The 18,778-nt window shown below is 63.4% G+C and carries 13 protein-coding genes; 3 read left to right on the top strand and 10 right to left on the bottom strand.

Annotated elements, in window-relative coordinates; all coding sequences use genetic code 11:
* Positions 1-248: 248 nt before the first annotated feature.
* A complete protein-coding gene (locus tag LOZ74_RS12045) occupies positions 249-2,285 on the bottom strand; it encodes a sulfotransferase (RefSeq protein WP_370638827.1) in 2,037 nt (678 codons plus the stop codon).
* 387 nt (positions 2,286-2,672) lie between these two features.
* Here LOZ74_RS12045 and LOZ74_RS12040 point away from each other — a divergent pair, with 387 nt between their 5' ends.
* Positions 2,673-5,474: a TonB-dependent receptor gene (locus tag LOZ74_RS12040; protein ID WP_230293887.1), complete on the top strand. Its 2,802-nt coding sequence runs from the start codon at positions 2,673-2,675 to the stop codon at positions 5,472-5,474.
* A 59-nt stretch (positions 5,475-5,533) separates the two neighbouring features.
* Here LOZ74_RS12040 and LOZ74_RS12035 read toward each other — a convergent pair whose 3' ends face one another.
* The 9 genes from LOZ74_RS12035 to LOZ74_RS11995 all read right to left on the bottom strand — a co-directional run bounded on the left by LOZ74_RS12035 (position 5,534) and on the right by LOZ74_RS11995 (position 15,854).
* The gene (locus LOZ74_RS12035) at positions 5,534-6,232 is read right to left on the bottom strand and encodes a S8 family serine peptidase (protein WP_230291417.1); all 699 of its coding nucleotides are present in this window, start codon (positions 6,230-6,232) and stop codon (positions 5,534-5,536) included.
* Complete coding sequence (locus LOZ74_RS12030) at positions 6,225-7,937, bottom strand: ABC transporter ATP-binding protein (protein WP_230291416.1); 1,713 nt, start codon at positions 7,935-7,937, stop codon at positions 6,225-6,227. The genes LOZ74_RS12035 and LOZ74_RS12030 overlap by 8 nt, the downstream gene beginning before the upstream one ends.
* The gene (locus tag LOZ74_RS12025) at positions 7,934-8,956 is read right to left on the bottom strand and encodes a hypothetical protein (RefSeq protein ID WP_230291415.1); all 1,023 of its coding nucleotides are present in this window, start codon (positions 8,954-8,956) and stop codon (positions 7,934-7,936) included. The genes LOZ74_RS12030 and LOZ74_RS12025 overlap by 4 nt, the downstream gene beginning before the upstream one ends.
* The gene (locus tag LOZ74_RS12020; protein ID WP_230291414.1) at positions 8,953-10,083 is read right to left on the bottom strand and encodes a hypothetical protein; all 1,131 of its coding nucleotides are present in this window, start codon (positions 10,081-10,083) and stop codon (positions 8,953-8,955) included. The genes LOZ74_RS12025 and LOZ74_RS12020 overlap by 4 nt, the downstream gene beginning before the upstream one ends.
* A gap of 52 nt (positions 10,084-10,135) precedes the next feature.
* Positions 10,136-10,468 (bottom strand): quinohemoprotein amine dehydrogenase subunit gamma, encoded by a 333-nt coding sequence (gene qhpC / locus LOZ74_RS12015; RefSeq protein WP_230291413.1) that lies wholly within the window; start codon positions 10,466-10,468, stop codon positions 10,136-10,138.
* Positions 10,465-11,943: a quinohemoprotein amine dehydrogenase maturation protein gene (gene peaB / locus LOZ74_RS12010; RefSeq protein ID WP_230291412.1), complete on the bottom strand. Its 1,479-nt coding sequence runs from the start codon at positions 11,941-11,943 to the stop codon at positions 10,465-10,467. Before peaB ends, qhpC begins: the two co-directional genes overlap by 4 nt.
* Entirely contained in the window at positions 11,940-13,820 is a 1,881-nt protein-coding gene (gene peaA / locus LOZ74_RS12005) for a quinohemoprotein amine dehydrogenase subunit alpha (protein WP_230291411.1), read from the bottom strand. Before peaA ends, peaB begins: the two co-directional genes overlap by 4 nt.
* Positions 13,821-13,927: 107 nt before the next feature.
* Complete coding sequence (locus LOZ74_RS12000; protein ID WP_230291410.1) at positions 13,928-15,106, bottom strand: MFS transporter; 1,179 nt, start codon at positions 15,104-15,106, stop codon at positions 13,928-13,930.
* A 79-nt stretch (positions 15,107-15,185) separates the two neighbouring features.
* On the bottom strand, positions 15,186-15,854 hold the full coding sequence (locus tag LOZ74_RS11995; protein ID WP_230291409.1) for a TetR/AcrR family transcriptional regulator: 669 nt from the start codon (positions 15,852-15,854) through the stop codon (positions 15,186-15,188).
* 211 nt (positions 15,855-16,065) lie between these two features.
* Here LOZ74_RS11995 and LOZ74_RS11990 point away from each other — a divergent pair, with 211 nt between their 5' ends.
* Both LOZ74_RS11990 and LOZ74_RS11985 read left to right on the top strand, forming a co-directional pair.
* Positions 16,066-16,557 carry a (2Fe-2S)-binding protein gene (locus tag LOZ74_RS11990; protein WP_230291408.1) on the top strand — a complete coding sequence of 164 codons (492 nt, stop codon included), beginning with the start codon at positions 16,066-16,068 and terminating at the stop codon, positions 16,555-16,557.
* Positions 16,554-18,731, top strand: a complete 2,178-nt coding sequence (locus tag LOZ74_RS11985; RefSeq protein WP_230291407.1) for a xanthine dehydrogenase family protein molybdopterin-binding subunit — start codon at positions 16,554-16,556, stop codon at positions 18,729-18,731. Before LOZ74_RS11990 ends, LOZ74_RS11985 begins: the two co-directional genes overlap by 4 nt.
* Positions 18,732-18,778: the final 47 nt, after the last annotated feature.

Here is an 18,778-nt window from a genome sequence, read left to right as displayed (position 1 = left end):
GCCTTGGCGCCTTTGATGGCATGCGGCTGCAATTGCAACCTTGGCATGCGCAAAATCGGTACCGTCGGCAGTGCGTTCCTTCTACTCGTCAAAAACTCTAATGCAAGTCATTCGCATTAATTGCGCTACAATCCTGCTTCTGCCGATCTCGCGCGTAAAAGCCAAAGCAGGATATGTTTCACCCCTGTTATGTCAGCTTAGGCGTGATTTTGGCCGCGGGGCCGGCCCCATGGCCAGCGTAGGCGCGGTTACGGTACGGCAGGGTAACGGTCCGCCACCGAGCCCAGCGCGCTTTTCAGCGGGGCCAGCCATGGTTCGTAATTCTTCCACTGGCTCAGCCCCTGCGTATAGATCGGCTGGCGCACCTGTTCCGAACTGGCAGTCCGCACGGCGCGCCTGTTGGTATGGAAATCGACGCAGGATTGTTCGAACTTCAGACCCAGATAATCGAGCAGGCGTCGGATTTCCGCCTCGGTATCATGGACCATATCCTCGTATATCACGCGGTGCACCGCGCCCGGATCGGCGGCGTCATAGGCGGCCATCAGCGCCACATAATCGCGGTAATACCGGCCGATGTCGTCCAGATCATAGCTGAAGGTCTGACCCCGCGCGAAATGCTGTTTCCATCCCGACAGGCAGCAGGACAGCGGGTGCCGCCGCGCGTCGATGATGCGGGCATTGGGCAGGATCATGCGGATCAGACCCGTGTGCTGCCAGTTGTTGGGCATCTTGTCGATGAACAGCGGCTTGTCCGTCTGGCGGTGAACGCGCGTGCGATCGATATATTCCTCGCCCAGCCGCGCCCTGTCGTCGGGCGAGAGAGAGGCGATCATGGTGGCGAAATCGGGGAATTCGCCATCGTCGATGCGCGATTGCAGGCGGCCGGCGATCATCATCATCTCGGGCAGTTCCATCGTACCCTCGATCTGGCTGTGGCTGGCCAGAATCTGTTCCACCAGCGTCGATCCAGAACGCGGCAGGCCGACGATGAAGATCGGATCGGGGGCAGGGCAACCGCCCGGTTCCAGCGCGCCCAGAAACGCGGCATCGAATGCGCGCGCCGTGGCTGCGACCTCTGTCGTGAAATCGTCGGCATCGTGCAGGATCATCGTACGGCGCAGACGATTGCCCTTGTCGTAATGGCGAAAGGATTCCGCATATTCCCCTGCGTCTTCCAGCGCCTTGCCCAATGCGAAATGGAGGTGGAACAGATCCTCTTTCTGGTCTTCGACCGCCGGGTCCAGCGTCGCCAGAGCGGCCTCCATCGCGGCGATATCGCTCTTGTCCAGATGCACCGTTTTCAGATTGGCAAGGCTCCACCACGCTTCCCCCATGGCGGGGCGATGGGTGACCGACCGGCGATAGGCGGCGATGGCATCGTCCTGCTGCCCCATGGTCTTGAGCACGTGGCCAAGGTTCTGCCAGACCTGCGGGTGATCGGGCTTTAGTTCAAGCAGGCGTTCATAGATCGCCTTCGCCTCGCCATGGTCGCCCAGCCGGACCAGAACCGATGCGCGCAGCAGATCATGGCCGGGATGCGCGACGGGAGAGCGGGCCAGCACCTCGACATGCGCCATCGCTTCTTCCAGCCGGTTCATCTGCAGCAACAGCCGCACCATGAAGTCGCGCGCAAGATCGAAACCGGGCGCCATGACAAGGGCGGTCTCCACCGTGTCGAGCGCGGCGGACAGGTCGCCCTGACGCCATGCGATCTCTCCCGCAAGGCGCACGGCAACAGGGTCTTCGGGAATGCGGTGACGGCGCGCCTTGGCCATGGCTGCCGCATCGTCCAGCCTGCCCACATTCATCGCGGCAGCGACCTTCAGCAATTCGGGGTCGCGGGCAGAGGCGTGGACGCCCGACAGATCGGCGCGCCATGCCTCTTCGGCACGGTCCAGCCTGCGCAATTGCGCGGCCAGCAGGAACCAGCCCGTGGCGATGGCGGGCTGCTGACGGGTGAGCGTTTCCAGCGCGGCGACCGCCCTTGCGCTGTCGCCCGTCTCTGCCGCGGTTTGCGCCAGTTCCCATAGTGCGCCGAACATGCGCGGCTCCTCTGCCACCAGCCGGTCGAGCCGCGAGAGTGCACCCGCAGCATCGCCGGAGCGGCGCATGGCCTGCGCCTCGATCAGGCGCACGACGGGATCGGCGGGGGCCATTTGCAGCATCGCCCGCGCCTCTGCCAATGCCGCTGCCGGATCCCGGTCGAGCAGGCCCGTCGCCCTTGTAAAGGCGGCTTCCATCGCCTGTTTCTGATCCGGTGCCGAACGGGCGGATTGCAGCATGTTGCAAGGCTTCCAGTTGGTTACGCGTGGAACAATCCAACCACGTTATACGCCGCTGCGCAACAGGCAAACAGTGGTCAAATGACGCAGCGCAACAATCGTATTGACAACGAACGAATCGCTGGCATGATCAGATTTCGGACACATGTTCTAGATTCGTGATTTTGCCCTAAGGCATTGTAGTCGCAGCATTCGTCTGCGGATGCCTTTCGTTTTCTGAATCAAAAGCCGGCAACGACCGGCCACGTGGGAGGGGTGCCTTTTCCGCGAGCGGGCGCGCATGTTTTGCGTCCGCGAAGCGAGAGGGCCGGGGCCGTGCCGCAAGGGGCATGGCCCTCGGACAGGGGCCGATGACATCGGCTGCGGGATCGTACCACGGGGGTAATGATGAAGCTTCGGCAATCACTGGTAAAACGTTCGCTTGTTCTGCTGAGTTCTTCCACCATGCTGGCCGGCATCGCCGTCGCGCCCGCCCATGCTGCCGACAATATTGCGGCCGACGATGTCGCGGACGAGGCTGTCGCCGCCGATGCAGCGGCAGAAACCGCCGCCGCCGCCGTACAACCGGTCGAGCCGGGCCTTGGCGATATCGTCGTTACCGCGACGCGCACTGCCGAAAGCGTACAGCGCGTGCCGATCTCGATCCAGGCGCTGGATGCCAGCAAGCTTGAAAACCGGCAGGTAAAGGGCCTTAGCGATTTTGCGAACCTGATCCCCTCGGTCACGATCGCGGGCCTTGGGCCGGGCCGTCAGACTGCCTATTTCCGCGGCATCGTGCCTGCGGGCGGCTCATACGCGTCGGTCGGCTATTACCTTGACGACATTCCGATTGCCGGGACCGGCGTTCCCGACATCCATGTTTACGATATCGCCCGTGTCGAGGCGCTGTCGGGACCGCAGGGCACGCTTTATGGCGCGGGGTCGCTGGCGGGCACGGTGCGTTTCATTTCGAACAAGCCCGATACCGGCGCGTTCGAATGGGGCTATGACCTTGAAGGCAACAAATATGGCGACGGCGAATTTGGCGGGCAGGCGCAGGCCTATGTCAATGTGCCGCTGGGCGATACGCTGGCGGTGCGCGCCATGGGCTATTACCGGCGCGATGGCGGCTATATCGACAATACGCCCAATAATGGCGAGCTGAACAATGGCGAGCCCGCCGTGCTGACGCTGGGCGACAATAATCCCAACACCTTCTGGCTGCTCGACAATTCGGATATTGCCGAGGACGATTACAACAATATCAAGGAATATGGCGGCCGCCTCAGCCTGATGTGGGAACCGGCACCGGGCTGGGAAATCAATCCGCAGGTCACCGCGCAGCATCAGAAGGCCTATGGCTATTTCGGTTACGACCCGCGCGTCGGCGATCTGGAAGTGCACGATTACGACCTGACGCTGCAGGACGATAAATGGTATCAGGCCGCGCTGTCGATCCATGGCCACATCGGCGACTGGGATGTCGTTTCGGCCACCGGCTATTACCGGCGCAAGGTCCATCTGCGGAACGATTACACCTATTACACGGTGACCTACGACAGCTTTGGCGCGGGTTACGAAAGCTATCTGCAGTTCTTCGACGCGGACAGCTGCACCGGCACCGGCGCGGACATGCAATGTTCGATGATCAACCCGCAGCAATATTATAACGGGCTGACCAAGGACAACCAGTTCACCCAGGAAATCCGCGTCACCACGCCCGACAGCTGGCCGTTCGACGTGACGCTGGGCGGGTTTTACCAAAAGCGCAAACAGCAGACGAACAGCGATTATGCGATCCACGGTCTGGACGAGATCATCGGATCGACGCTGGTCGGCGGCGGCGACGTTGCGGGCGGGCTGATCGGCGTGCCGGCGATGTATGGCATCGCCTATGACGAGGATGGCACGCCATTTTTCGACACGACCGATGTGATCAATCCCGACGGTAACCCGCTGGGGACGATGGTCTATGGCTCTCCCGCGGTAAAGCGCGATGCCTATTACCTGTCGGAACGCAACAACAACTGGACCGACAAGGCGATCTTTGCCGAAGGCCATTACGACATCACCGACACGCTGAAGCTGACGGGCGGTATCCGCTATTTCTGGACGGAATTCACCACCAAGGGCTTTTCGGGCATCTGGGCATCGGCGCTGAACACGGTGACCTCGCTCTATGTGCCGACGGGCGAATATGGCTGTCCGTTCCCGCTGCCTGACGAGCGTATGCAGTGCCTCAACTCCAACCTTGCCGCTGCCGATCAGGTGGGCCGCTATAAAGAGGATGGCGAGACGCATAAGGTGGCCCTGAACTGGCAGTTCGAGCCGACCAAGATGGTCTATTTCAACTATTCCACCGGCTTCCGCCCCGGCGGCTTCAACCGTCCGCTGCGCGTTCGCAACGTGGGCGTGGTCGATGTGCCGTCGTATGAATCGGAAGAGCTGACCAATTTCGAGGTCGGCGTGAAGACCACATGGAACAATATCTTCCGCTTCAACGCGGCCGTCTATCTCGAGAAATGGGACAATATCCAGTATAGCGTGGTCGTATCGGGCACGCAGGGCGCGGGCATGACCGGCAATGCCGGCAAGGCCGAGGTCAGGGGCATCGAATATGATGCCGATCTGAAGCTGGGGGCGATCACCATCTCCTCATCGGGCGCGTTCAACGATGCCAAGCTGAAGGGCAATTTCTGTAACTTCGCGCTCGACACGACAACCATGTCGATCTCGCAATTGTCGAGCTGTACCGAAGGGGAATTCGTGCCGGGCTCCTATCCCCCGACCCCCGAAGTCGCCGCCGCCGACGGCACGCGCCTGCCGCGCCAGCCCAAGTTCAAGGGCACGACATCGATCCGTTACGATACGATGATCAGCGACATGGATGCCTATGTCATGGGTGCTGCGCTTTACCAGACCAGCGCGACGCAGGACCTCAACGTGTCGGACAATAATCTCTATGTCTGCCCGGAAATTGCGGATTCGCAGACGACGGCCTGCACCACCGACGGTTTCGTCACCTTCGACTTCTCGGCAGGGTTGAAGAAGGACAACTGGACGCTGGATTTCTTCATCCAGAATGCCTTCGACAATCGCGGCACGCTGACGATGAACACGTTCTGTTCGATCACCTTCTGCTCGGGCTCGACGCGCGCCTTCCCCGTGAAGCCGCAGTTCATGGGCGTCCGCTGGGGACAGCACTTCTAACGGTTTCCTGCCAAGGATCCCCTGCGCCCGCCATGGTCATCGCCATGGCGGGCGACTTTTTATGCGGGCAGGATCGCCGCCAGCGCGCGGCGCAATTCCGCCGCGTCGCGGGCCCCGTGCACAGCCATGGCGCGCGCGGCAAAGCCGCTGATCTGCGCGGTGGCAAAGCTGGTGCCATACAGATTGCGCTGTAACGGTACGCCGGGGATCGGCCGCGGATAGCCCGATGCGGACAGGGCCGCTTCCGCCCCGTCCGCCGCGTCCTCGCGCATGCGAAAGCTGTCTCGCGGGCAGTCCCAGTCGACATCGACCCCGATCACCCCTGCCAGCGCGCCGGGCAGGCAGGGCGCATCGTCCACCGCGCGCGGCGCGACAACGATGGAACCGGCCATGGCCGCCCGATCGACCGCCGCGCCAAAGGCCGCCGCATGGCCCATATTGGTCGAACCGAGCGAGAGATTGACGATATGCGCCCCGTTTTCCGCCGCCCAGTCGATCGCCGCGATCAGCGCAAGGCCGGTGGCGCGCAGGCTGTCGTGAAAGATGCGCACCGGCATGCACAGCGCATCGGGCGCCTTTTCCTGAATGGCGGCGGTCACGGCGGTTCCGTGGCCCAGCCGGTCCATCACCGCATCGGGCGCGGCATCCAGCGTGCCGTCGCCCGCGATGGCAATGCCCGGGGCGATGCGCGTCTTGTCGATATGCGGGTGGTCGGGGTTCACCCCGCTGTCGATCACCGCGATCCGGATGTCAGCCATCGACCAGTTGAGCCCCGCGCGTCACCGCGATCTTTCCGTCATTCAGCGTCACTACCATATCGGCCAGATCGGCCAGCGCGGGCTTGTGCGTGATCACGATGATCGTCGCCTTGGGCAAAGCCTCGCGCAGGCCCAGCGCGACCAGCCGCTCGGTCTCGGTATCGAGCGCGGCAGTCGGTTCGTCGAGGATCAGCACCGAAGGCTTGCGCAGCAGCGCACGCGCGACGGCCACGCGGTGCCGCTCTCCGGCAGAGAGTGCCAGCCCGCGTTCGCCGGTCGGCGTGTCCAGCCCCTGCGGCAGCCGCGCGATCAGCGGCGCAAGACCCGCCTGCCGCGCGGCATCGGCAATCCGGTCGGCCCCCGCGTCGGGACAGGCGAATCCGATATTATTGGCCAGACTGTCGTTGAACAGATGCGGCGACTGATCAACCATCACCACCGCATGACGCAGATCGGCCAGCGACAAGCGGCGCAGGTCGATCCCGTCCGCCGTGATCGTCCCGCCATCGGGATCGAGCTGGCGCACGATCAGATCGGCCATGCTCGATTTGCCGATGCCGCTGGGGCCCAGAACCGCGCAAAAACAGCCCGCCGGAATGAACAGGTCGATCCCGTCAAGGATCACGCGCCGGTCATGCGCGAACCGCACATCGCTGAACTGCAGGCCGCGCTCGATCGCGGGAAGGGGCACAGGGTCGTCCACCTCCACCACGTCGGGCGCGGTATCGAACAGCGCATTGATCCGCCCCAGCGACACCCGCGCCGAGGCAAGGCCCGATACCATGCCCATCAGCACCTGCACCGGCGAGAACAAGCGCCCCTGATAGGTCATGAACGCGACCAGAGTGCCGATCGTCATCTCGCCCGCGATTATCCGCGATCCGCCATACAGCACGACGGCCGCGCTCGACGCGGTCAGCAGCGTGCCGGGCAGCGCGCCCGCCATGAAGGAGGTGATCTGCATCTTCTGCATCGCCGCGACAAAGGCATCGTTGCGCTGGCGGAAACGGGCAATCTCGTGATCCTCGGCCCGCAGGGACGTGATGGTGCGCATCCCCATCACCGTATCGACCAGCAGGCTGCCCAGATCGGCGCCGCGTTCGCGCATCGTGCGGGTGATCGCGGTCAGCCTGCGTTGCAGATGGACGAACAACAAGACGCAGACCGGCATCACCACCACGCCGATCAGGAACATCACCGGATCGAGCCACAGCATCATGCCGATGCAGCCTGCCAGCATCAGCAGATTGCTGAGCACCGAAAGCAGCGAATCCGCCGTCACGCGCTGGATATCGCTGACATCCGAATTGATCCGCGACATCAGATCGCCCAGTCGGAAGCGCGCGTAAAAGCGCGGCGACAGGCGTTGCAAATGCTGAAGCAGGGAAGCGCGAATATCGAACAGCATCGCCGCGCTGGCCGCGACATAGCGATAGCTGGCCCACATATTGAGCGCAAAGCCCGCCAGCGCGACCGCCACCATAGCGCCCGCAATTTCCAGCAATGCGCCCATGTCGCTGCGCATCAGTGCCTTGTCGATCAGCAGTTTCGACAGATAGGGCTGGGCGAGGTTCATGGCCGTTGCGATCAGGCTGATCGCCAGCACCAGTGCCAGCGGCCGGTAATAGGGGCGCAGGAACGGCAGCAGGCGGCGATAGGCGCTCCACCCCGCGATTTCGGATTGCGGATCGGGAATTGGCGTCATGCCGCCAGCTCGCGCCGGATCAGGCGAAAACCGTCAAGCGCGAAACGCGGCGGCGGTGTGCGTTCCAGCACGGCGCTCAGCGCGGCAAAGCCGTCCTCTATCGCCCGTTGCTGCGCGCGCCACCACGGGCCGGTGCCGCCGGTGGCATAGAATTCGGACGAGAGCCGCAAATGGCGGCGCATCGCGGCCACCATCATCGCGCGATAATGGGCTGTCATTTCCTCCTCGTCCCCTCCATCGAACCCGCGCTCAGATAGGGCACAGGCGATGGCGCTGGCCAGGATCGCCTGCCGCACGGCCAGCGCGGTGCCGTCGCCGCAAATCGGATCGAACGCCATCGCCGCCGAACCGCAGGCGATCATGCCGGTTGTGGCCATGCGGTCCAGCAGGCGCGGCGTGGTGTCGAAGCGGGCAGGAGCAGTGTCCGGCGGCGCGATGCGCGCGCGAACATGACGGCTCTGGCCCAGCAACACGTCGCATGGCGCGCCGATGGCAAGCAACCAGCCGGTCTCCGCGGTCGAGGGGATCAGGAACAGCCAGCCGTCATCGACCGATTCCACGAAACAGGCATCGGCTTCCCCGGGCCGGAGCCATTGTACCCGCGCGGCCTCTCCCTGCCGGTCGCCGAAGCGGTGCATGGGTTCTTCCGCCGCAATGTCGGTTCGGATGATCAACCTGGCCGCAGGGCCGGGCGCTTCTGCGTGCCCGGGCAGCTGTTCGGGCGCGAAATCCAGATCGCCCGCGCCCAGCATCACCGCGTCATGCGGCAGAGCGACCGGTTCCTGTCCGCCCCAGGCGACGATACGCCGCGCGATGCGCCGGTTTTCCGCGAACAGATCGGGCCGCGCCAGCGCGTCGCGCAGCAGCGCACGGGCCGGATCGCTGAGCATGATGGCGGGCACACCGCGCCGTTCGCGCATGCGCCAGCGGGTCGCGACCCCCGCCTGTCCCAGCAGATGCGCGCAGCAGGCGGCGGCCACTCCGCCGCCGTCTATCGCCACGCCTTCGGGCAGGCTCACGGCAGGGTCAGCAGACCCGCCATGGTAATATCGTTGGTAAGGTCCCAATCCTGCTCGAACTTCAAGGTTTGCGCATCATACACGTGGATCTGATATCCCGCGCCATAGATATAAAGCTTCTGCCCGTCGCGCGACATGCTGAAATAGAACCGCGACCGGCAGGGAAATTCCGCCTTGTCGAGCGCCGCGTTCGTTTCCAGATCGAATTTCCAGAACTCGCAACGCATCGCGCCCAGCTGGCCCGTGACGGTCACCGTATAGCCGGTCTTGCCGTCGGGCGTAACTTCCAGCCCTGCCATTTCGTCGGGCGCGGGACCGATCGGGTCGAAGGTGAAATCGCGCGACGACAGATCGAAACGCGCGATGCCGAACACCGGATTGCGGATATAGGGGTCTTGCGAATTGAAGACCGAGACATATTGGCCGGGCGTGCGCAATGTTTCCAGCCCGCCGCCAAAGCCGACATCCTGCATGCCGGGAAAATCGGGCTTTTCCAGATCGATCCGGTCGACCACTTCCAGCGATTTGGTGTCGACGATCAGCACTTTTTTCTGGAACACGTAAAGCGTCTTGCCATCGGGCGCCATTGCAAGGCGGGTGCGCCAGGTGGGGCCGCCATCTTCCTCTGGCAGATCGACCGCGCGCACGATTTCACCGCTTTTCAGGTCCACCACCATGAATTGCGGCTGGCCCACGCGGTACAGGTCGATCTCTTTCGAAATCTTCTCGCCGACTATATAGAAATAGCGCCCCGTCGGATCGGGCACCCCGCCCGAAAAACGGTATTTGGTATAGGCATCGTTCAGGCTGACCGACGTCACCACCTTGCGCGTGGCGGTGTCCAGCACTTCGATCCCGCCATGCGTCAGCGTGGTGACATAGGCGCGCTTGCCATCGGGAGAGAGCTGCAGATTGGTCGGCAATCCGGAATCGAGTGTGATCTTGTGGATCACCTCGCCCGTCTCGTCATCGATGAACTGCAACTGGTCGGGATAGCCGCCCAGAATGATGGTCGATGCCTGCGTGGGGAGCGCGCCTGCGGCCATCGCAAGGGCGGCGAGAGCGAAAGCGGGCCGGGCGAAAGCGGGCCGGTTGAAACTGGAAAGGACCGGACGGGGCGTTTTCATGCTGCGGGCTCTTTCTGAAAAAGGGCGGAACATTGGGCCGGAATGCGGCCGGTCAGGGGAAAACGATGTCCAGATTGCGCCAGTCCTTGGTCGCGACTGCGCAATTCGATGCCCAGTCGGGCGAATAATTGACATGGTCGGGCACCTGTACGGGCCAGAAACAGGTGACGTAACAGTCATAGATGTCACGCTCGACCGGCTGGCACAGGCCCGCCGTGCCGCCGCCCGCATCGACTTCCCAGCCGGGGGAGAACGACAGGGTGCACCCCATCGGCACATGCGGCAGCGGCGTTTTCTGCTGCAGGGCGACGACATCCTCTTCCATCAGGGATGCGGATTCGTCGATCCGCGCGGCTTTCAGATTGACGGGACGAAGGTGCTTCATGACAGGCCCTTTCGTGCTGCAAAACGTTGCAGGAATTCGGGATTCATCACGCTGACCGCGCCATAGATGCGCAGGCAGGTGTCGGTCCATTCGCGGATCCAGTCGCAATAATGCAGGTTCGCGTGGCCGGTATCGCCGTAACGGACGAACGCCTCGTGATGGCAGCCGCCCGCGCACAGGGGCCGCGCCCAGCACGACTGGCATTCATATTTCGCGCCGACATGGCCGCGCGACAGGAAATCCTCGCGCTTTCCGGCGTCGATGCCGGTGGCGATATTGCCCAGCGTGTGCGTGTCGGCATCGGTAAAGCGGTGACAGGGCGACAGATCGCCCGACGGGCTGACTCCCAAAAGGCCAAGCCCCGCGCCGCAGGGGTGCGACTTGTTCACCCCCTGAATCAGCTCTCCGATCGTCTCGCTGACATTCGAAAAGCCGTGCATCTCTCCGCGAAGGGCGAATTCCAGCCATTCGTCGGCCAGCTCGTGGAACTGGGCCAGCACTTCATCCATGCCCGAATCCGCGATCATGTAATCGCGGTCGCCCGAATTGGTGACAGGCGCAAAGCCGACTTCGTGAAAGCCCAGATCGTCCTTCAGGTGGCGATAGATGCGGATCACGTCGGTCACGCCGTCGGTCAGCGTCACGCGCGCGGTGATGGCGCGGGTTTTGTGCCCTGCGATCAGCTTGCGCAGCCGCGGTTCGATCACCGCATAGCTGCCCTTGCCCGACTTATACACGCGATGCTTGTCCTGAAGGTCGGGGGGGCCGTCCATGCTGACCGTCACGCCGATGCCGTGGTCGGACAGGAAAGCGATAATCTCGTCCGTCAGCAGCGTGGCATTGGTCGTCAGGCTAAAGCCGATGGTGCGGTCCTGCGCCGCGGCGCGCCCCTCGGCATAGTCGACCACTTCGCGCAGCAGCTTGAAGTTCATCAGCGTTTCGCCGCCGAAGAACGTAACATGCACCGCCTGGCGGCCGGGCGATTTCTCCAGCAGGAAATCGATCGAGTCCTTCGCCGTTTCCAGCGCCATATATTTGGGCTTGCCGCTGGGGGTGGCGATCTTGTCGGCCCCGAATTCATAGCAATAGGTGCAGGCCAGATTGCACTGGTTGGTGATGTTGAGCACCAGCGCCTGCAGCGGAAAATCGGCGGGCGGATTGCCCGGATGACTTTCGGGGGACGGGGCCTTGGCGGGGCGGATCGCATCCGATGTGATGCCCTGCACGAACAGCAGTTCGCGGATCAGTTCGAACGCATCCTGCCGCGAATAGCCCCCTTCGGCCAATGCGGCGACCAGATCCTCGTGGCTAAGCTCCTCATGCTCCAGACGGCGCAACACGCCATGCGCCGCCTCGTCCAGCGCAAAGATCGCGCCTGCCGAAACGAGATAGGCGAAGTTCTGCCCTTTGGCCGAAAATTCGTGCATTTCGCCCAGCCTGTAACGGCCCGACATAAGCGCGGTCATGCTGGTCATTGCGACACCTCCGGCTGGTCCCAACGACGATACATCGGAACGGTGGTGACAAGATAGGCCCGCGACGTCATCGGGTCGCCCTTCCTGTCCTTGAGCGCTTTGGCCGTCGCGACCACCCAGACTTCGCCGTAATTATTGCGGCTGAAGCGGCGTTCGGGATTGGGCCCTTCGAAGCTGGGGTCGAAAAAGCCGCTGTCGGACAGCGTGCCGACGAATTTCACATCATCGTCATAGGTGACGGTCGGCAGTTCCTGCATGGTAAAGCTGGCGTCGATAGGCATGATCGCGAAATCGTCTTCGGTACCGCGCTTGCCGTCGGGTCCGTCGGACCATGCGATCGCTTCGAACTGTTCGTAACCCTTGGCGTATTTGATCCCGCCTAGCCGCGCCATGGCGGTTTCGGGCGTGACTTTCATGTAATCGGCGGCATTGAAGACCGGCAGGGCCCCCGTCAGGACCGAGCTTCCCAGCGCGACATCGCGCACGCCGATCATCGCGTCGCTGGCCACATCGACCGTCGCCACCGCTTCGCCCGGCGATACGAGCGAGACGCTGCGCACCGTGATCCCGCTGCCGAAGTCGAGGTCGGCAGGCGCAAGACCGGCAGGCAGCGCATCGCCGTAAACATGGATCTGCGCGCCCTTGGCCCCTGTTTGCACCGCATAGGGTGCAACGGCCGACAGCACAGGCGCGCCGGTCGCGCGGGTCATTTTCACGTCGAGGCCGAATTCGTGATATTCGCCCCAGTACCACCGCCCCTCGGCCGAGGACTGGTCGGGCGAGAACCACATCGCCTCGCGCAGGGTCTTGGCGACATCGGCGGGAGAGGCGGGTTCGGCGCCGCTGTTCGACGTGCCGCGCCAGCTATAGCCGGCATAGACCAGCCCCTTGCCCGAACGGGTCAGCGTTTCGCCCGTCGACAGCGAGCGCAATGTGACGCTGGTGGTGAAATCGTCGCCAGCGGGCGTGATCGTCATTTCGCCGACATAGCGCCCCTTGCCGCGAAGATCGGCATCGACCAGCCATTTGCCGCCCAGCCGCGGGGTGCGGATGCGCGGGCGCCATGCCGACCACTCGGGCGTGTTGAGCGAGGCATTCTCGCTCAGCCACGCCAGCGCGACCTCTCCATGCGAAAGCGGCTTGGCATCTTCCGCGCGGCCCTCCGGCTGATCCCCGGCAGGACGTTCCAGCGCGAATTCGGCCTGCGAATACAGCGCGGAATGCATGCTTTGCAGCAGCCCCCATTCGCGCTTGCTGCGGCGCGAGGACAGCGGCTGGCCAAAGGCATGGCAGGATGCGCAGGCCATTTTCATATTATCGTTCGGGATCAGCGTTTCCTCGACGATGCGGCGTTCGGGCATATACATCACCGGCTTCGCCTCTTCGGGCGCAAGTCCGTGCCATGTGCCCAGATAGCGGGTGATCGACCGCGCCTCGTCTCCGGTGATCTGCATGCCGTTCAGCGATGCCATGCGCTTGATCGATTGCGACCACATTTCGGGCGTGGCGCGGATCCACGATATGCGCGACAGATTGCCCTTGTCGTCGGGCGCGTGACAGGTACCGCATTTCTCGATCGTCAGCGCGTCGGTGACGGGGATGCCTTCTTCGTCCTCGGTCCAGTCGGCAGGGTCCTTGGCGCTGCTGCCCGACGATTGCGCGGTCACCACCGATGCCGACAATATGGTCGCGGCGAACAGAGGGACAAGCAGGGCGGGGCGGGCGAAACGGCGGCGGGGCGCAACGTCGCGATCGGGCGGCAGATCGCTGCTGGAAACAGAACCGGTCAATCGTGCAACGGCCATAATCGCAATGCCCCCGAAGATCAGAAAACCGCGCGATCCCGATGCGGCCTTCAAGTCCGATGGATCGAACATAGGACGGTCGTCAAAATTTGGTCAAGCGTCTTTTTTTGCGACTGCGAAATCTGTTTGACGGGGGTGGCCAGACCCCTTGGGTAACCGGCGCCAGACCGCCCGACCGTTCAGCTGTCGGATGCGGTCCGCAGCATGCGCAGGCTGGCGGGGCGCAGCGAATCGGCCTCGGCATAGAGCAGGAACAGGCAGGCGAGAGCGATGGTGCAGATCGCCGCCGCCAAAAGCGAGGCGGGGCCAAATGCCGCGGTGACCAACGACCCTGTTAACGGCCCCAGAATCATGCCCAGTGCATGGGTGCAGGCAACGAAGCGGCGGAACAGATCGCCCCTGCTTGCTGCACTTGCGAGACCGGATGTGCGCGTGATGATCGCGGTGCATCCGATATTCAGCGCGACGATGGCGGCGATGAATGCCAGCGGGTCGCCGGTCTCGACCGCCGCGATCGGGGCCAGCAGGGCCAGCCCAGCCAGAATACCGCTGAGGGGCGGGGGCATCACCGGCTTTTCGCGCATGACCATGATCGCCGTTCCCGCACCTGCCAAAGAGCCGAGCGCGACCGCATCGCCGATGACATCCTCGGACAGGCCCGCCGATACGGCAAGGCCGCCCGCGAAGGTCCAGACCATCATCGTCGAACAGATGAACAGCAGGCACGATCCCGCCGCCGCCCATGCGCGCAGGCCCGTTTCTTCCGTCCCATGACCGGCGGGGAGAAATGCATGCGTTTGCAGGCGGACCGACGAATGCGAAAGGGCCGTGACCAGCGCCAGCGCGGCCAGCGGCGCGGCTGCCAGTGCCGAGAGTGCGGTTTTCGGCCCCGCGACATCGGCGATGGCGGGCAGGACCAGCGCAATGGCCGATGCCAGAAGCAACTGGAACAGGAAAACCGCGCCATAGGACCCGTGCGGCCGGTTGGCCGAGGCATTGGCCATGGCCTGCGTATAGAGCACCCCCATCGCCCCGCCATACAACGCGCGCAAGGCGATCATCGCGGGAAAATGACCGACCTGCGCGGTGGCCAGCGACACCGCAGCCGCCAGCACGGCCGCCGCGATGAAGGCGGGCTGCGGCAGCCGCGATCCCAGCCGCCATGTCGCCAGCGACCCCAGCGCCATGCCGCTTTGCGTGGCAGTGACGATCCAGCCGTGCCAGCCGCTGTCAAAGCCGTGGGCGGCGGATAGCAGGGTCAGGAAAACGGGGTCGATACCGGGCTGCAGACAGCCGATACTGGCCAGCACGACCGCCGGGAGAACGAGTTTCTGATTGCTTGCGGAAAATCCCGACACCACGCACCCCATCGCAAGACCGGCGCCCCGTCGCGCCTGCCTTTCAGGATGCCTTTCCCCCTGGCGTTTTACCGGTTGCCTATTCCAGCCCCGTCGCCTGTGCCATGCGTGCAATGTCACCCGGCTTGGTCGATTTGACAAGCGTTACGAACCAGTCGCTCGAAATTCCGATGACTGCGGGCATTTTGGCGTTCCACGGCTTTTGATAGCCGAGGAAGGGTGTCGTCCCTTCCATCGACGCGCTGATGAAAAGCGAGAGCGTATGCACCTCGTCCTTGCTGAGCGCGGGATTGATGCGCTGGACATATTCGCCGATCACATCGTGGACCTTGGCGTAAAACGCCTCCACCCGCTCGGCAATGAAATCATTGTGATTGGCCAGTGCCCACAACTCGGTAAAGAGGCGCGTCGTGCGCTTGCCGCAAATATCTTCCAGACAGATCAGGATCACCAGCTTCAGCCGCTCCTCGTCCGAAAGGGCGGGCTTGCGAACGTTCACTTCCAGCTTGGCGTGATATTTCTCCATGATCTCGTCCAGCAGGACCTGGATCAGCATTTCCTTTTTCGGGAAGTGATAGCTGACATTCCCCACCCGCAAACCGCAGGCTGCGGCGACGCGGCGGATGGTAAAAGCCTCGGCCCCCTCGTCCAGCAGAACGGTCAGCGCCGCCCGAAGAATGGCGTCGACGGTTTCCGCGCCGCGCGAATAGATTCCCGGCTTTGCGGGCGCGAGTTCGGTATCGGGCATAGGCCTCACATTAGTCATTTAACGTATTGTGCGCCAGTCCCCGCATAAACAGCCGCAATGAAATCTTGATGAACGTCCAGATTTTTTGCAGGGTTCTTTTCCCGTCCGCCGATCGTGGCTAGGGTGGGAAAACGCCGCATATCGCAGCGGCGTTCTTACGATTTCCGGCATCGATCATTCATCGAACGATCCAGTCAAACAGGGGGGCAGCATGGCGATCGAACTGACCGTCAACCGGCAAAAGCGCACGATCACCGCAGATCCCGAAAAACCGCTGTTGTGGGCTTTGCGAGAGGACATGAAGCTGCCCGGCACGAAATTCGGGTGCGGCGCAGGCCTGTGCGGTGCGTGCACCGTGCTGATGGACGGCCAGCCGATCCGTGCCTGCCAGACCCCGATCGGATCGGTGGGCGAGGCCGCGATCACCACGATCGAGGATGTCGCATCGCAACCGGCGGGGCCCGCCGTGCTGGCGGCATGGGGCGATCTGGACGTGCCGCAATGCGGCTATTGCCAGGCGGGCCAGATCATGACCGCGACATGGATGCTGGGCGAATTTCCCGACCCGTCGGACGAGGATGCCGAAGCGATTATGAGCGGGAATATCTGCCGCTGTTCGACCTATCTTCGGGTCAAGCAGGCGATCCGGCAGGCCGCCGATGCGCGGCTTTCCGTCGCGAGCGGGACGGAGGCAGGCGCATGACCATGCTGGACGTATCGCGCCGGTCGTTTCTGACCGCATCGCTGGCAGGCGGCGTTGCCGTTACCTTTACCGCGCGTCTGGCGCTGGCCAGCGAAGAACAGGTCGGGGCAGGCGGGCTGACTGCATTCGTCACCATCCATCCCGACAATTCGGTCACCATCGGTTCGCGCAATCCCGAGATCGGGCAGGGCGTGAAAACCATGCTGCCCATGCTGATTGCCGAGGAACTGGACGTCGACTGGGATCAGGTGAAGGTGGAACAATTGCCGCTGAATGCCGATCTGTATGGCCCGCAATTCGCAGGCGGCAGCCGTGCGACGCCGATGGCATGGCTGCCCATGCGACAGGCGGGCGCGGCGGCGCGGCACATGCTGATCGCCGCGGCGGCCGAACAATGGGGCGTGGGCGCCGACAGCCTGACGACCGCGGGCGGCATGGTGACGCATGCGGCTTCGGGGCGGACGGCCAGCTATGCCTCGCTCGCAGCGGGGGCGGCAGCGCAGACCGCGCCCGATCCGGCCAGCCTGACTCTGAAGGACGAAGACAGCTTCAAGATCATCGGCAAGTCCAAGCGCGGTGTCGATACGCCCGCGATCCTGAAGGGCCAGCCCTTGTACGGTATCGATACCGACCTGCCCGGCATGGTCTATGCCGCGATAGAGATTTGCCCCGTGTTCAAGGGCACCATCGCATCGTTCGACGATGCGGCGGTCAAGGCACTGGCGGGCGTGATCGCGGTGGTTCCGCTGAACAGCGGCCTGGTGGCCAAGGGCACGAACGATGCTCTGGCCATTGTGGCGGACAGCTGGTGGACCGCGCAAAAAGCGCGCGAGAAGCTGGCGGTGGAATGGAATACGCAAGGTTTCGACGGATTTTCGACCGAGGGATATGCCACAAGCGCAGCCGAAGCGCTGAAGGGCGCGCCGCAGGGCGACATCCTGAAGAAAGGCGATGTCGATGCCGCCATGGCGGGCGCGGCGAAAATCGTCAGCGCGCAATATGATTATCCGACGCTGGCCCATGCCACGCTGGAGCCGCAGAATTGCACGGCCCTGTTTCAGGGCGGCAAGCTGACCCTGTGGGCGCCGTCGCAAAGCCCTGCGGGCGGGGTGACGCAATTATCCGACATTACCGGCATCGCGCCCGAAGACGTCACCGTGAACCTGACCCGCATAGGCGGCGGTTTCGGCCGCCGGTTGATGAGCGATTATATGGTGCAGGCGGCCCAGATCGCGCAGGCGGTTCCCGGAAAGCCGGTGAAGATGATCTATGCGCGGGCCGACGATATGCGGCACGATTTCTATCGCCCCGCGGGCTGGCATTCATTGTCCGCCGCGATCGACGACAAGGGTGTGTTGACGGCGATTCGCGACCATTTCGTCACTTTTGGCGAGGATGGCCAGCCGATCCGCGCTGCGGGCATGGATGCCGACGAGTTTCCCGGCGAGCTGCTTGCCAATGTCGATTTCGGCGCAAGCTATCTGGCGACGAACCTGCCCACCGGCTGGCTGCGCGCGCCGACGTCGAACGCCATGGCCTTTGTCTTCCAGTCCTTCCTTGACGAGGTGGCCGAAGCCGCCGGCACCGATCTGCCCACGCTGATGCTGCAGATTCTGGGCGAAGGGCGGCAATTGCCGCAGACCGGCCGCGATCCCGGTTTTCACACCGGCCGCGCGCGCAAGGTGATCGAGGAGGTCGTGAAGCTGTCGGGCTGGGACGGCAAGCGTCCCGCGGCGCCCGTCGGCAAGGGGCGCGGCTTTGCGTTCTATTTCAGTCACATGGGCTATTTCGCCGAGGTGGTGGACGTGTCCGCCCCGCAGGATGCCAGGCTGTGGATCGACAAGATCTGGGTGGTCGGCGATGTCGGCAGCCATATCATCAATCCCGTCAACGCGCTGCATCAGGCGCAGGGGTCGGCCATCGACGGGCTGTCGCAAGCGATGATCGGGCAAAGGATCGATCAGGTGGACGGCGCGATCGTGCAGGAGAATTTCGACACGTTCCCGCTGATGCGGATGGATGCGATCCCGCGCGATATAGAGGTAAAGTTCATCACCACCCCGTTCCCGCCGACCGGCATGGGCGAACCGGCTCTGCCGCCGGTCATTCCGGCGCTCACCAATGCGATCTATGCCGCCACCGGACGGCGCATCCGTTCGCTGGGTAACGGATAAGGGGCAGGGCCGGGCCCGTTCGTCGCGGGTCCGCCCTTAAGAAAACT

The sequence above is a fragment of the Croceicoccus sp. Ery5 genome (assembly GCF_020985325.1).
Classification (GTDB): Bacteria; Pseudomonadota; Alphaproteobacteria; order Sphingomonadales; family Sphingomonadaceae; genus Croceicoccus.
This window is presented reverse-complemented; position numbering and strand designations above follow the sequence as displayed.

What these genes read in the sequence shown, in the direction of transcription:
- LOZ74_RS12045 (WP_370638827.1), bottom strand. Translation starts at nt 2,285, where the DNA reads ATGCTGCAATCCGCCCGTTCGGCACCGGATCAGAAACAGGCGATGGAA.
- LOZ74_RS12040 (WP_230293887.1), top strand. Translation starts at nt 2,673, where the DNA reads ATGAAGCTTCGGCAATCACTGGTAAAACGTTCGCTTGTTCTGCTGAGT.
- LOZ74_RS12035 (WP_230291417.1), bottom strand. Translation starts at nt 6,232, where the DNA reads ATGGCTGACATCCGGATCGCGGTGATCGACAGCGGGGTGAACCCCGAC.
- LOZ74_RS12030 (WP_230291416.1), bottom strand. Translation starts at nt 7,937, where the DNA reads ATGACGCCAATTCCCGATCCGCAATCCGAAATCGCGGGGTGGAGCGCC.
- LOZ74_RS12020 (WP_230291414.1), bottom strand. Translation starts at nt 10,083, where the DNA reads ATGAAAACGCCCCGTCCGGTCCTTTCCAGTTTCAACCGGCCCGCTTTC.
- qhpC (WP_230291413.1), bottom strand. Translation starts at nt 10,468, where the DNA reads ATGAAGCACCTTCGTCCCGTCAATCTGAAAGCCGCGCGGATCGACGAA.
- peaB (WP_230291412.1), bottom strand. Translation starts at nt 11,943, where the DNA reads ATGACCAGCATGACCGCGCTTATGTCGGGCCGTTACAGGCTGGGCGAA.
- peaA (WP_230291411.1), bottom strand. Translation starts at nt 13,820, where the DNA reads ATGTTCGATCCATCGGACTTGAAGGCCGCATCGGGATCGCGCGGTTTT.
- LOZ74_RS11995 (WP_230291409.1), bottom strand. Translation starts at nt 15,854, where the DNA reads ATGCCCGATACCGAACTCGCGCCCGCAAAGCCGGGAATCTATTCGCGC.
- LOZ74_RS11990 (WP_230291408.1), top strand. Translation starts at nt 16,066, where the DNA reads ATGGCGATCGAACTGACCGTCAACCGGCAAAAGCGCACGATCACCGCA.
- LOZ74_RS11985 (WP_230291407.1), top strand. Translation starts at nt 16,554, where the DNA reads ATGACCATGCTGGACGTATCGCGCCGGTCGTTTCTGACCGCATCGCTG.